General features: G+C 70.1%; 12 protein-coding genes. All 12 read right to left on the reverse strand.

Translation table 11 applies throughout. The annotated features are described in order from the left end of the window. Positions 1-599, reverse strand: a 599-nt coding sequence (locus ACFWNV_RS22875) for an S-adenosylmethionine synthetase N-terminal domain-containing protein (protein ID WP_383950052.1), incomplete at its 3' end; no start/stop codon positions are given. Next, positions 596-1,963, reverse strand: a complete 1,368-nt coding sequence (locus ACFWNV_RS22880; protein WP_383950055.1) for a PLP-dependent aminotransferase family protein — start codon at positions 1,961-1,963, stop codon at positions 596-598. The genes ACFWNV_RS22880 and ACFWNV_RS22875, both read right to left, overlap by 4 nt. A 107-nt stretch (positions 1,964-2,070) precedes the next feature. Next, positions 2,071-3,300: an acetyl-CoA carboxylase biotin carboxylase subunit family protein gene (locus tag ACFWNV_RS22885; protein WP_383950058.1), complete on the reverse strand. Its 1,230-nt coding sequence runs from the start codon at positions 3,298-3,300 to the stop codon at positions 2,071-2,073. Beyond that, positions 3,297-4,565, reverse strand: a complete 1,269-nt coding sequence (locus tag ACFWNV_RS22890) for an ATP-grasp domain-containing protein (RefSeq protein WP_383950061.1) — start codon at positions 4,563-4,565, stop codon at positions 3,297-3,299. The genes ACFWNV_RS22885 and ACFWNV_RS22890 overlap by 4 nt, the downstream gene beginning before the upstream one ends. A gap of 79 nt (positions 4,566-4,644) precedes the next feature. Then, a complete protein-coding gene (locus ACFWNV_RS22895; protein WP_383950064.1) occupies positions 4,645-5,766 on the reverse strand; it encodes a peptidogalycan biosysnthesis protein in 1,122 nt (373 codons plus the stop codon). Between the two features lie 23 nt (positions 5,767-5,789). Continuing rightward, on the reverse strand, positions 5,790-6,884 hold the full coding sequence (locus ACFWNV_RS22900; RefSeq protein WP_383950067.1) for an NAD(P)/FAD-dependent oxidoreductase: 1,095 nt from the start codon (positions 6,882-6,884) through the stop codon (positions 5,790-5,792). Then, on the reverse strand, positions 6,881-7,228 hold the full coding sequence (locus tag ACFWNV_RS22905) for a cupin domain-containing protein (protein ID WP_383950070.1): 348 nt from the start codon (positions 7,226-7,228) through the stop codon (positions 6,881-6,883). The genes ACFWNV_RS22900 and ACFWNV_RS22905 overlap by 4 nt, the downstream gene beginning before the upstream one ends. 58 nt (positions 7,229-7,286) lie before the next feature. Then, positions 7,287-8,585 (reverse strand): lysine N(6)-hydroxylase/L-ornithine N(5)-oxygenase family protein, encoded by a 1,299-nt coding sequence (locus ACFWNV_RS22910; RefSeq protein ID WP_383950073.1) that lies wholly within the window; start codon positions 8,583-8,585, stop codon positions 7,287-7,289. Positions 8,586-8,722: 137 nt separating this feature from the next. After that, positions 8,723-10,363 carry a methionine--tRNA ligase gene (locus ACFWNV_RS22915; RefSeq protein WP_383950075.1) on the reverse strand — a complete coding sequence of 547 codons (1,641 nt, stop codon included), beginning with the start codon at positions 10,361-10,363 and terminating at the stop codon, positions 8,723-8,725. A 111-nt stretch (positions 10,364-10,474) separates the two neighbouring features. Next, positions 10,475-11,878, reverse strand: coding sequence for a KamA family radical SAM protein (locus ACFWNV_RS22920; protein ID WP_383950078.1), 1,404 nt, complete (start codon positions 11,876-11,878; stop codon positions 10,475-10,477). Positions 11,879-11,980: 102 nt separating this feature from the next. After that, on the reverse strand, positions 11,981-12,595 hold the full coding sequence (locus tag ACFWNV_RS22925; RefSeq protein WP_383950081.1) for an SET domain-containing protein: 615 nt from the start codon (positions 12,593-12,595) through the stop codon (positions 11,981-11,983). 4 nt (positions 12,596-12,599) lie between these two features. Next, positions 12,600-13,886, reverse strand: a complete 1,287-nt coding sequence (locus ACFWNV_RS22930; RefSeq protein ID WP_383950084.1) for a peptide ligase PGM1-related protein — start codon at positions 13,884-13,886, stop codon at positions 12,600-12,602. Positions 13,887-13,888 lie beyond the last annotated feature (2 nt).

Consider the following 13,888-nt stretch of genomic DNA (forward strand, 5'->3'; position numbering starts at 1 on the left):
CGGACGGCCTTGTCACCGTCGTACTCGATGGTCACCTGGGTCTTGCCGTCGGGACGCAGGTACGGGATGGTCCCGTTCTTGCGGACCTCGGACAGGCGCTTGGAGAGACGGTGCGCGATGTGGATCGGGAGCGGCATGAGCTCGGGCGTCTCGTCGCAGGCGTAGCCGAACATCAGGCCCTGGTCGCCGGCACCCTGCTTGTCGAGCTCGTCGCCTTCCTCACCTGCGGCGGCACCCTCGACCCGCTTCTCGTACGCGGTGTCGACGCCCTGCGCGATGTCCGGGGACTGCGCGCCGATGGACACCGACACGCCGCAGGAAGCACCGTCGAAGCCCTTCTTCGAGGAGTCGTAGCCGATCTCGAGGATCTTGTCGCGGACGAGCTGCGCGATCGGCGCGTACGCCTTCGTCGTCACCTCTCCCGCAATGTGGACGAGACCGGTGGTGATCAGCGTCTCCACGGCGACGCGCGAGTGCGGGTCCTCCCGCAGCAGGGCGTCGAGGATGGTGTCGCTGATCTGGTCGGCGATCTTGTCGGGGTGCCCCTCGGTCACGGACTCCGAGGTGAACAGGCGGTTGGCGGTCATCGTGGCGCTCATCTCTTGGTGGTGCGATCGTGAACGAGTGCGGCAAGTCGGGCCAGGCCCAGGTCGATCCGTTCGGAGTCCAGGACGCTGAAGGACAGCCGGATCTGGTGCGTGCCGCCGACCCCGGCGTAGAAGTGCCGCATCGGCGTCCACAGCACCCCGAAGCGGGCCGCGGAGTATTCGAGCATCGCGTCGTCGGCCTCGAAGGGCAGGGTGAGCACCGCGAACATTCCGCCGCCCGGGATGTTCCAGGTGACCTGCGCTCCGGGCGCGGGGAAGTGGCGGTGCAGGCCGTCGAGCAGGGTCCGTAGATTGCGGGCGTACACCTCGGCTTCGCGCCGGGTGGCGGAGGCCATGCTTCCCTCGTTCGCCAGGAGTTTGCCGCCGATGACGGCTTGCGAGATGGTCGAGGTGTTCAGCGTCAGCATGCTCTTCAGCTTGGCGAGCTGATCGGCGAGGAGGGGGCCCTCCCCGCTGGTCACCCCCTCGACGAGCTGGTCGGCGACGACGTAGCCGACGCGGGCGCCGGGAAAGGCCGTCTTGGCGAACGAGCCGACGTAGACGACGCTCCGGCGCCGGTCCAGGGACTTGAGGGTGGGCAGCCGCCGCCCGTCGGCGTTGAAGAGGGAGTACGGATTGTCCTCGATGAGGAGGACGGATTCCGCGGCGGCGACCTCCAGCAGCCGCTCCCGGTCGGCCAGGCTCATGCTCAGCCCGCTGGGGTTGGCGAAGTCCGGCACCACGTAGCAGGCGCGCGGCCGTAGCCCCTCCGCCCGGGCTCGCCGGATCTGGGTGACGAGGTCGTCGACGTCGATGCCTCCCGCGCCCTCCCGCACCGGGCGTACCGGCATGTCCATCAGCCGGGCGGCCCCGAGGAACCCCACATAGGTGGGGGCGGGGGCCAGGATGACATCGCGGTCGTCCGTGCGCAGGGCGCGCAGCAGGAGGATCATCGCCTCCTGGCAGCCGGTGGTGACCACGATCGACTCGGGGTCGGCGGTGATGCCCTCGTCCACCGCGAGGTTCTGGACGAGCAGGTCGGTCAGCAAGCCCTTGGTGTGCCCGTACTGGAAGAGGGCCGTGCGGACCTGTTCCGGTGTCCGGCCCAGGTCCTCCTCCAGGTGGCGGGTGAACAGCTCCAGGTAGAGGTGCAGTTGGGCGGGGTCGTAGAACTTCTCGTACGGACGTCCCGCCGCGAAGGAGACCGCTTCGGGGTAGCGGCCGGCGATCTCGTTGAGCAGGGTCATCGAGCCCAGTACCGGGTCGGACAGGGAGCCGTGCAGCTCGTCCAGCCGGAGGGGCTTCGGGGTCTCGTACCCGGTCGGTTCCTGCTTCCCGGGCTGCGCCTGGGGGGTACTCAGGATGGTGGTCGTCATGGGGCGGCCCCTTCGGACGCTGCGTTGGAGTTGGCTCCGGAGTTGGTGTGCGTGCCGGATCGGACTGCGTGCTGCAGCAGCCGTGCCGCGGCCGAGCGGTTCGGGCCCTACTCGACGGTGTACCGCAGAGTCGCCCGTACCCGTCGTTCGGCCTCCTGGAGCTCCGGAAGGTCCTCCCCGCCGAGCAGGAACCCGGCGAAGAAGTTCTCTTCATGGGCCGAGGTGAAATCGTCCTCGTCGAGGTAGCAGTCGAGGACCCCGGGGAGCGCCTTGAGCTCCGCCTCGGGCGTCTCCACCCTGACGCGGCCCGTGCGGGTCGTCTCGATGTCCAGCAGCCCGACCGTCTCCGTGCTCCTGCGGACCGATCCCAGCGTGCCGGGGTCGAACCCCGGCAGGGCCATCAGGACCGCCGTTCCGACCGGGTCGATCCCGCAGGTGCGGATGGTCGCGGACTGGTACATGCCGCCGCCCGGACGCGGATTGATTTCGATCAGGCCGACCGTGCCGTCCCGCAGGACCCGGCCCTCGACGTGCAGCCAGCACCGGTCCAGGCCCAGGTCCGTGCAGAGGGCGTCCAGGACCGGCCCGAAGGCCCCTACGGCAGCTGCGACCCGCGCGTTCTGCGGTGGCGACACGCGAATGCCCGAGTCGTGGTGGCGCTGTTCGTCGTGGAAGGGCTTCTCCACGACGAACAGCGGAGTGAAGCCGCCCCGGAGCACCGGACCGTCCACCGAGAACTCGGTCCCCTCCAGGTACTCCTCCACCACGATCTCCATCGCACTGAGGCCGGCCTCCGTCAGTTCCCTCTGGTAGGCGGCCAGTTCCTCCGGCGAATCGACCCGTCGGACCCATCGGGACCCCCCGGAATCCTGGGAGGGTTTGGCGATCGCCGGAAAGAACGTGGGCCCGCCCTCCGCGAGTTCGTCCTCCGTGAGCCGCGCCGCCGGCCCGCCGGTGAAGCGCATCGGGGAGAGCCCGGACTCGCGCATCTGCCGACGCACCAGCAGCTTGCTCAGCAAGACGGCCAGGCCGGAGCTCGCCCCCGGCAGCCCGAACTGCTCGGCGAGTGCTATCTGCCAAGGGATCAGCGGTTCCACGAGGTTGACCACGGCCACCGGCTCGATCCCGCGCTCCTTGAGCCGCAGGAGCAGGTCCTCCAGGGATTCGGTGTCCCAGTCGAGGAGGACGTGCTCGTCGCAGTACGCGCGGTAGCGGTCGTCGGGCAGTGCGGACACCAGGACGGGACGCAGTCCCAGCCTCCTGAGCTGGGTACCGATCAGCCCGACTCCGCCCGCCTCCCGCTTGGACAGCACCAGAACGTCTCCGGCGGAACTCATCGGGTGATCCCTTCTGCCGTGGCCACCCGGGCCCGGGTGGGGAACCATGCGGCGAGCTCTCTGAGCCGTGCGTCCGCTCCTTCGGCGTCCTCCCCGTGGGCGGCGAGCCGGGCCACTCGGATGTGGGAGCCCGAGGTGAGGTCCGGAACCGGTTCGCCGGCCTTTCCCGAGACCTGGGCCAGCACCACACCCGGCTGCTCCATGAGGTCGTCCACCCCGGGCAGGTACTCGATGCGCCCGGCCGGAACGGGGAGGTTGACCCAGCCGTACGAGGCGTTCGAGAACGGGTGCCGCGACCGGACGCCGCTGGGCACGCCCAGGACGGCGCGCGCCCACTCGTCGTAGAGGTCGAGCCCGGAGCTGAACGCGTGCATCTCACGAATGAGTCCGCCGCCGATCCTGCCCGCGCACTCGCTGAACACCAGGGACTCGTCCTGCTGGAAGAACTCCAGGTGGAAGACGCCCTCGTGGTGCGCGAGGGCCGCCAGTGCGGAGGCGGTCAGCCGTTCGACCGCTGCGTAGAGCGGTGCGTGCCCGGCGGGCGGCAGGACGACGGAGCCGACCAGACCGCCGTCCCGGATGCCGATGAGGTTCTGCAGGTAGCGGCACACGCTCAGGAAGATCACCTCCCCTTCCCGCACCACGCCGTCCACGTGCAGCTCGACACCGGCCATGAACTCCTCGACCAGCCAGGGGCCGTTCTGTTCGGCGGCGGGCGTCTCCTGCGTCAGCCGGTCCAGGTCGTCCTGCGACGTGAGGGCGTAGGTGGAGCGGGCGCCTCCGCCGGCGATCGGCTTGACCACCAGGGGAAAGCCGATGTCCGTCGCGGAACACAGCGCCAGGGTCTCGGCAACGGCGCACCGGGCCACGCGCAGGCCGGCCTCCCGGAGCAGGCGCTTCTGTACGAACTTGTCGCGCAGCGCCAGCGCGGTCGGCACGGACATGCTGCGTGCCCCGAGGGTCGCGGCGATGGCCCCGACCGTGACCAGCGCGAACTCCTCCTCACTGGCCACGCGGGACAGGCCCGCCGGATCGACGCCGGCGCGGAACAGACCGGCCAGCACCTCCTCCGCGGAGGTCGGATCCTTGACGACGACCAGGCCGCCGGCGAAGCCGTGCTCGCGGGCCGCGCCGGCGTCCTCGACCGTGACCACACAGGTGACCTCGGCCCCGTGGACCGTCAGGGCATCCGCCGCCTCGGCCTGCCATCCCAGGTACAGAACGTGCTCGGCGACGCCCTGCCCGGGCGTTGCGGATGTTGCCATCACTGTCATGTTCCCCCACACACTCCTTGCTGTTTCGGTCACGTACCCGGAGGGTCCGCGGAGGGTCCGCGGAGGCGGATCAGCCGGTGACCGTGGATGACCGGGTGAGACCGGCTTCGAGGCGCCGCTGCACCTCGGGGCTGGTCGCCTTGAGATAGACGTACTGGTCCAGGGCCGTGGAACCGCGGTTGAGCTTGGCGCGGTCGGAATCGACCCCGTACTCGAGGACCCCGATGGATCCGGCCGAGGCGCAGGCGTAGTCCATCGGCATCCGGTAGGCCGTCTCGAAGTACGTGGGCAGGCCGTCGGACAGCTCGTAGTCCGCTCCGCTGTGGAAGCCGTAGAGGTGCCGGCCCCGGCTCAGCCAGAGCGTGGACGCGCAGCGGGCGCCCTTGCGGTCGGCAGTGAACAGCACGTTGGGAATAGGGGCGGCGGCGATCGCCCGGAACCACTCCTCCAGCTGGTCGCTCGTGGCGTCCATCTCGTACTTGCCCTCCACGGCGCGAGCGAGTCTCGCGACGTCCGCCACGTTGGACCCGTCCATCCGCTCCACGCGCGTGGAGACGTCGGAGTCCAGGATCCGCTGGTGCTCCTTGCGGACCCTGAGCCGCTGGCGGGAGCGCAGGGATCCCAGATAGCCCGCGTACTCGTCCCAGCCGACGGACATCACGTGCCGGGGCCCGGTGGGAAGCGCGAGGTAGCCGGCGTCGGTGAGGACGCTCCGGAGCTCGTGCTGCTGTGCGCCCACGCAGCTGAAGGCGATCGAGCCCGCCGAGGAGTCCGCGGCGAAGTCCTCGGCGGCGGCGACGAGCGACTCCACGGCCTGCCGCCGGGCACCGCCGGACAGCCCCGGAGCGAGCAGGACCCGCGAGTTGAACCAGCCTCCCGCCATGACGCAGGGCAGCAGGTCCCGGCTCAGTGCGTCCTGGTCGAGGGCCGGGTCCAGGCCGGCCACGTACAGGTCCGTCCGGCACAGCGGTTCCGTCACCGACTCGTCGAAGAGCAGGGCGATCAGCCCCGCCTCGGCTCCCCGCGGGCCCACCGCGGCAAGGTACGCCCGGTCCTTGCTGTGCCAGGGACCGACCGGTTCCTCCTCGATCCGCAGCCATTCCGGGGAGGTGAAGAGGTCCTCGTCGGTGACGAGACCGGACCAGCCGAGGGGATTCAGCTCGCGCCAGTTCTTGATCGTTTCAACAGTCATGGGAGTGCCTCACGGATGGCTTCTCAACCCGTCGGAACGGCCCGGCGGGCCGTTGTGGTGATGGCGTCCAGCGCCTGGGCCGCGAGTCCCGGGGACAGCCGGACGCCGGAGCCGGAACCTCCGACGACCGCCGCCAGCCCGGGTGCCGCCGGCGAGACGCGGACCAGGGGAAGCCGGTCGTGGGTGTAGAGGTCGCAGAAGGCCCGCCCCCCGACGACGGAAGCCGCGGCGACCGCGCTCCGGGCCGCCAGCGCTGCCGTACCGTCGCGCAGGTCGTCCTCGTCCGCCGAGCCGTCGACCTGCCCGGGAGACAGGTCCCAGGTCTCGCTGCGGAAGCTGACGAGCGCGGCGCCGTCCGCCAGGGGCAGCACGAAGAGGTCGTCGTCCAGGAAGTAGACGAGCGGATCCCCCCGCCGGACGGGAAGGGTGCTGTGGAGCGCCGCGACACGCTTGCGCCGTGCGCCCTCCCCTCCGAGGAGACCCCATTCGGGTGCGGCGTCGACGGTGGGCAGGTCCCAGGGACCGACGGCCAGGACCGCCTTGCGGGCGTGCCACTCGGCGTGGTCGGTGGTCACCTGGTAGCCGTCGGCCAGCCGGGAGACGGCGCCGACCCGCTGGCAGGTCTGCACTCGAACGGAACCCCGGGCCATGGCCGCCGTCAGCACGGCCTCGGCCATCGGGCGGGCCTGCACGACGGACCCGTCGCCGTCGTGCGTCACGAATCTCTCGTCGGCCCCGACCCGAAGGTCCGGGAACAGCTCGTCCAACCGCTCGCGTTCGGCCTTGTCGAGCCCGCGCAACGGCACGGCGAGCCTCGCCTGGAAGGAGGCGATCCGGTCGCGGTGGGTGAGGTAGATCATCGGCACCGGTCGCTGGAACGCACCGGCCGCGGTGTCCTCAAGGGTGGCGAAGCGTTCCTTGCTCTGCCGTACCAGCTCTCGGTGGGCGGTGGTCGGAACGATCGGAAAGCTCGCGCCGGCGGACCATGCGGTCGTACCGCCTCCGACGGCACCGCGTTCGAGCACGAGGATGTCCCAGTCCGGGTGTCGCAGGCTCGCTTCGTGCGCGACGAACGCTCCGATGATCCCGGCGCCCACGACGACCAGATCCGCACTCACGACAGTGCCTCCGGCCACCACAGGCTGAAGACCTCCAGTGGGCCGGCACCCGTACTGACCACGTGGTGGTGGGTCCAGGGCGGGAAGAACACCGAGTCCCCCGGGCCGATCTCGGTCTTCTTGTCCTCCGAGAGGACGATGCCGGTGCCTGCGCGGACCATCCACAGCTCGGCCACCTCGTGGTGGTCCGGCTCGCTGGTGGCGCCCGGCGGTACGAGGAAGCGGGAGGCCTTGAAGGGCCAGTCCGGCCGCCCCGGTCCGGGCAGCGCCGCCACTTCCTCGACCACCATCCCGGAGGGCATGACCTCCGGCAACTCGAATATCACTCTTCTGGGTACTGACATGGGTGCCCCCGAACTCTGGTGAGAGGTGATGGGAAATCTCTTGCGGACGGACGAGGGGTCAGGGCGCGATCAGATCGCCGTCCCGGTCCCGGTCGGGCACGGACTCCCAGGTGACCGTCGAGGTGACCCTGTCCAGGCGGTAGAGGTCCTCGCCCAGGACGGAGTTGAGGATCCTCGCGCTCCGCCACGAAGCGAGGCTGAGATTGGGGTCCGCGATGCCGTGCGTCGCCTCGGCCGCGTTCTGGACGTACACGCGGAGTCCGGGCGGACCGTCCCAGGACAGCGAGTAGTCCCCCTGCACCTCGAACTCGCCCTGTCTGTTGAGGAGCCGCTGGCGCAGGGGTTCCAGGTAGGCGGGGGCCGCGCTGCTGTATCCCGTGCAGAAGATGACCACGTCCGCGTCGCAGCGTTCCAGGCGGTTGCCGTCCGCGTCGTGCAGCGTGCTGGTGTACCGGTCACCGTCCGGGGCGAGGTCGACCATGCGCCGTGAGGTGAGCAGTTGGTGGCGCAGCCCCGACCGGGCCAGGTCCAGGTCGTAGAGCCGGCGGTAGATGCTCCGCAGCAGCGATTCGGAGATCCCGTCGCTGGCGAGCCGCTGGTGCGACAGCAGCTCCGCGCGCCGGTCCCCGGTCAGACCCTGGAAGTAGTCGACGTACGGAGGCGCGAACCACTCGTTGGTGAAGGGCGAGTCGTCGATGGGAAGGAACCCGACGCGACTCGATATCCAGGTCAGCGACGACGGCAGACCGCCGTCGGTCAGCAAGTAGTTGACGATCTCGGCGCCGCTCTGGCCCGCGCCGACCACCAGGACCTTCTTGCCCTTGGTCTCCGGATTGGCCCGCAGGATGTCGCTTCCGTGCAGGATGCTCCGCCCGACCAGGGGCTGGGCGAAGCTCGGGACCGACGGCTTGCGTCCGGAGCCGAGGACCAGGTTGCGGGTCCTCGTCACCGTTCCGTCGGCGGTCGCGACCTCGAAGCTGTCCCCTCGTACGGACACCTCGCGGACCTCGGAGTTCCAGCGCACGCTCGACAGCTGGCCCGCGGCCCACCGGTAGTAGTCCTCGAACTCCTGCCGCGAGCAGCTGGTGCCGTTGGCCACCAGGGAGCGGAAGATGCGGCCGTTGTGCGCGAGGTAGTTCAGGAAGGAGAACCTGCTGGTGGGGTCGACCAGGGTGACCAGGTCCTTGAGGTAGGAGACCTGGAGTTGGGCGCTCGGCAGCATGATGCCGCTGTGCCAGCGGAATTCCGGCTTCGACTCCAAGAAGCTCGTCCGCAGTGAGCCGGCCGACTCGGCGAGCGCCGCCAGGCTCAGGTTGGCCGGACCCAGTCCGATACCTAGCAAATCGACCTGGTCCATCGGTGTGCCTCTCATCGTTCGCGTCAGTGGTCCGAGCCCTGAACTGTCAGCGGGCACGGTGTGCTGTCTCTCCTGGTGGGCGCCTGGCACAGGCGGCGGGCCGTGACCTCAGTGGCACGGCGGGGTCCGGCGCTAAGTCAGTTCCCACCGGCGGTTCCCCGGAAGACGAACAGGGAGCAGGCGTCGACCAGGTTGCCCACCTTGAGCGGACCCGCCGGGTGGCCGGGCAGCGCGTCCCAGTCGGCGCTCTCCACCGTCCCCGCCAGCCCCAGGGCGGACCAGAGCTGCTGGGCCATCGCGGGAGCGACCGGGTAGAGGGCGGCGGCGAACACCGCCGCGACCGCCAGCTGCGCTTCGACCCCGCGCACGAAGCGTCCGTGCAGCTCCGGTACGTCGCGCAGGTGTGCGTTGCCATGGCCGAACTCGACTGCCGCATCGACCAGCAGGTCCAGTGACCAGACGGCATCGCGCGGCGCGAAGGTGGCCGCCGCGTAGGCCCGGTCGACCCGCCGGAGGGTCTCGCCCGCCAGTTCCAGCAGCCGGTCCGCAGCCGCGTACGGGGCTGCCGGAACGGTCTGCTCGATCGCGGCGGCCGCCTCGGAGCCGTCCGTGAGCCGGCGCAGCCAGTCGGACCAGCGGGGAAGCAGGTCGCCGCCCAGCCGGTCGGCGAAGCCGCGCCAGGTGAAGCTGGTCTGGTGAGTGGCGGGCCGGTCACAGGAGAGGTGGATCCGGAGGTGGTCGGCCGGTACGTCCGGCAGCGCATCGAGCATCCAGATCGCGTGCTGTCGGCTCGTCGAGAACTTCAGGCCGTCCAGCCGGTAGAACTCGTTGGATATCAGCGCCTCGGGCAGCTTCGCGTCCGCGCGGAACGACCGCATGATCGCGGGGAAGAGCACCGCGTGGAAGTAGCCGTTGTCGAAGCCGAAGAACTGCACCACCCGGCTCTCCTCGGTCCACACGTCCGGGCGCTGCGCCCCGAGGAACTCCGACGTGGCCGCGAGGTAGCCGGCCGCCATCTCGAACCAGACGTAGATCCGATGGCCTTCGAAGCCTTCGGTGGGGACCTCGATCCCCCAGTCCGCCGGGTGCGAGACGGCGATCTCCGGCAGACCCTCCGCAGCCATCTGGTGGCAGAGCGCGGTGAGGTGTCCGTCCATCAGGACGGTGTCCCAGTAGGCCGCCAGCTCGCCTCGGAACGGCTCCAGCGGCATGTACAGCCGCTCGCAGGGCCGCAGTTCGCAGGCCTCGCCGCAGATGGTGCACTCCGGGTCGGCGAGGTCCGCGCAGTCGTTCGGCTTCCCGCAGACCTCGCAGGCGTTGCCGCAGGCCCGGACACCGCAGTGCGGGCAGGTTCCGACCACGTAGGCCTCGTACGCCCAGCGGTCGCACGGTACGCAGTACGGCAGCGGCCGCGTGCGCCGGACGATCGTGCCGTTCTCGTACAGGGCCGAGAAGACGCTGCGCGTGAAGTCCACGTGGTGCGGGGAGCGGCGCGGCCGGGCGACGAAGTCGTAGGCCACTCCGGCGTCCGCCCAGGCCTGCTCGATGCGGTTGCCGAAGTGTTCGGCGACGTCCTCGGCCGTCTTGCCCTCGCGGACGGCACGGGATTCGGTGTAGCTCTGGTGGTCGTCGATTCCGGTGAGGTGCGCGACCTCGGTGCCGCGGCGGGCCTGGTGACGGGCGAACACGTCCGCCGCCAGGTAGGGGCCGGAGAAGTGCCCCAGGTGCAGGTCACCGTTGGGGGTGGGCGGAGTCGCGGTGACGATCAGCTTCTGCATGACGAAGTCCTTCACGGGAGAGCGGTGGCGCAACGGCGTCCCGGCGCGGCCGAGCACGGCCGGGCGCGGCGGGGCGCGGCGGGGCGCGGCGGGGCGCGGCTGGGCGCGCGCTCAGCGGGCCATGGGCAGGATGGGGATCCCGGCGTGCGAATCGGGAAGATGCGACTTCCACCACTCCCGCCCCTCGGGAGGCAGCGTGTGGATCGGGTCGTAGTACTCGTGCGTGCGGTCCAGTGCCGACTTGTCGTCGCCGTCGAGCGCCGTCAGGTAGTTCTTCGACCAGTACGAGATGCCGCGGGTCCGGTCGTACTCCGCGATCTGGTGAACCCACCTCTTGCCCACGAAGGGCACGTCACAGACGATCCTGGGAGTGGCGAAGCCGGGCAGGTAGCCCATGATCGCGTGCTGCAGTTCCTGCGCCGCTGCGACCGAGGTCCGCCAGTGCTCACTGAACGGGATCATGTCGCACATGTAGAAGTAGTAGGGCATGATTCCGGCGCCGTCGAGCAGGCCGAAGCAGAGGTCCAGGAGGCGCTCCGGGGTGTCGTTGACCCCGTGGAGCAGGACCGCCTGGTTGCGTACGTCGCGCAACCCGGCGTCCAGCAGGGCCGCCGTGGCCCGGCTCACCGCCGGAGTGATCTGCTGCGCCGCGTTGGCATGCGTGTGCAGGGCGAGTTGGACGCCCCGGCTGCGGGCCGTGGTGCTCAGGCGGGCTATCCCTGAGACGACTTCGTCCGAAGCCCAGTACTGGGGGAGGCCGATCAGGGCCTTGCTCGCCAGCCGCACGTCCCGGATCGACTCGATCTCCAGGAGCGAAGCGACGAAGGCCTCCAGGCGCGGCCACGGCACGTTGGCCACGTCGCCCCCCGAGACGACCACGTCGCGGACCGTGGGGTGCGTGCGCAGGTACGCGAGCATCGCCTCGAGCCGGTCCGCCGGCCTGGCCTCGAAACGCAGCTTCTGCACCTGCGGCGTCGACGTTCCCACGAGGTCCATGCGGGTGCAGTGACCGCAGTACTGGGGGCAGGTGGAGACGAGCTCCGCGAGCACCTTGGTCGGGTAGCGGTGCGTCAGGCCCTCGGTGGCCCACATGTCGCGTTCGTGGAGCGAGTCCCGCTCGGCGTAGGGGTGGGACGGGAAGTCGACGCGCCGGTCGGAGTGGACGGGGAGCATGTAGATCCGCACCGGATCCTCGTAGAACGCGTCCGTGAGATCGGCTCCGGCGCCGGTATCGGCGTGCGGCGCCATGGTGTTCAACATCTGCGGGGTGAGCAGGAGGGACATCGTGGCGAACTCGCGCTGATCGCGCTCGAGGTCCTCGTAGAACCTGTCGGCGAGCAGACCGCCGAGGATGTTCCGCAGCTGGCGGACGTTCTTCACGCAGTGCGCACGCTGCCACTGGGCCGAGGCCCACTGCTCGTCGGTGACGTCGCGCCAGCCCGGGAAGCGGCGCCAATCCGGTTCGACGGGTTCGCGGTACTCATAGGTGTAGGGCTGCTTGGGGTTCGTCGGCATGGGTTCCTCTTGATACGGAGTTCCGGGCACCTCGGCGGCGGCCGTGTTTCGGGGGGCCTGCACAGCAGCCGACGCCGAGGCAGTTGGAGGACGTCCGGTGGGTCAGAGGGCGCGGAACGACGGCGCGCAGACGTTCGCGCCGGTGGCCACCTCGTCAAGCCCACTCGCCCCGCGCAGAATGCGCGCGTAGGGGACGCTGACCTCGTCGAGCACGTCGTGCAGGGGCTGGGGAACCAAGGCCATCAAGGGCAGGACGGGCTCGATCCGGGTCCGCCAGGTCTCCCGCACACCCGGGTCGTGTCCCTGCTCGGTGGTGATCTCGCCCCGGCACGCGGTGCTCGGGCAGTGGCACTGCATGCGCCAGCCCGGGTCCTCGGTGAAGGTGGCGTAGTCACAGGTCACTTCTTCGCCCACCGCTATGTCCTTGACGGCGACACCGAAGTCGAGTCCGAGGTCCAGGACGTTCGCCTCGCACGAGTGGTTCATCAGGAATGCCCCCAGACACGGCAGGAGCATCGCACCGTCCACCAGCATGTGGCCGTACTTGTCGAGCGGTCCGTACCGCTCGGACGGGATCGCGGCGAGCTCCGCACCCGACCAGGTGGAGCACTTGGGACACGGCAGCCAGACGGCGGTGCCGGCGGGTATGGGCTCGGTGGCGAACAGGCCCACGTTGTGCGTGGAGCTTGCATGGATGTCGATACCACTGGTCAGCACGGGGTCACCGGAGCTGGAGCGTGGCCGAGAGCCGGGACTCGATGTCCTCCGCCTGCTCGTACGTCTGCGCGATGACCAGGTACCGCCACTTCCCGTCGTACGCGAGGGTGTCCGCGGTCAGGACCACACCGCTGTCACCGCCGCGTTCGAAGGCAAGACCTGCCTCCCGGACCAGCTCGAGGCCGGTCTTGAAGTCCGGCTCGATGCCTCCCGGGCGCGAGTCGGCCATCCAGACGGCCCGCGCCGCCCGCTCGGTCCCCAGCAGACGCTGGACCAGGAGGTCCAGGTAGGTGGAACCGGTGCGCCGGACGTTGCTCTCGGTCGTGTACAGCACACCGTCCGCGGTGATGCCCCCGTCGATGTCGAAGGCGCCGCGGTATCCGGCCGCGTGCAGGTGGCTCCCGAGCGTCAGCCCGTTGGCCACCAGCTCGTCGACCGCGGGCGATTCCTCCTGCAGCGGCGTGATCTGCCCGCTGAAGCTCCCGTTGGGGGTGCGCATCTCACCGACGTGCAGCACGTGCGGCCCGGCCTCGTCGGTGGCCATCTCGACGGTCACCACACGTGCGAAGGAGAGCTTCTCCTCGACGATCCAGCCGGCCGGCTGCTCACTCACGGTGGGCAGGTACTCGGCGAGCCGCTGCTGGAGCACGGGGAGGTCTTCGGAGCCGAGGAACAGGACGCCGTACCCGTTGGAGCCGCGCGCGGGCTTGACCACCGCTCCGCCCTTGCGGGTGAGGATGCTCCTGACCGACTCCAGGAGCTCCTCCGGGGTGGTGCACGACAGGCCTTCGGCCGTACGGATGCCGAGCTCTGCCGCCAGCTCCCTGAACCCCGGCTTGGTGTTGATCCGATAGGCGGCGGCCAGCGCCTCCTCGGGCTGCACACCGTCCTCGTAGCCGTCGACCGGGAGACCCAGCTCGGCGGCGAGATCGGCCGTCGGCCGGTCCTGGGCGAAGGGCAGCAGGCGGATGCCCGGGCGCTCCGCGGCGAGCGTCTTCAGCTGCTCGACGAGGCCGTTGCGACGGACGGCCTGGGCCAGCGGCACCAGATCATCGGTGAGGGCCACCACCGAGGTGATCTCGGAGCGCTCGAAGCCGAGCAGTTCGCAGGCGTACTCCCACAGCGGCTCGGGAGCGGTCGCCGGGGTGACCACGACGTCGCCCGGCCGGCTCAGCCACACCTTGCGGGGGGACACGGCCACCAGTGCGCCGGAGTGGCGGACGACGGGGACCGTCACCATCAGCTCGTTGACCAGGTTGGCGAAGATGACGAGGGGATAGTCACGACTCATCG

This window comes from Streptomyces sp. NPDC058401 (assembly GCF_042722885.1).
Taxonomy (GTDB): Bacteria; Actinomycetota; Actinomycetes; order Streptomycetales; family Streptomycetaceae; genus Streptomyces.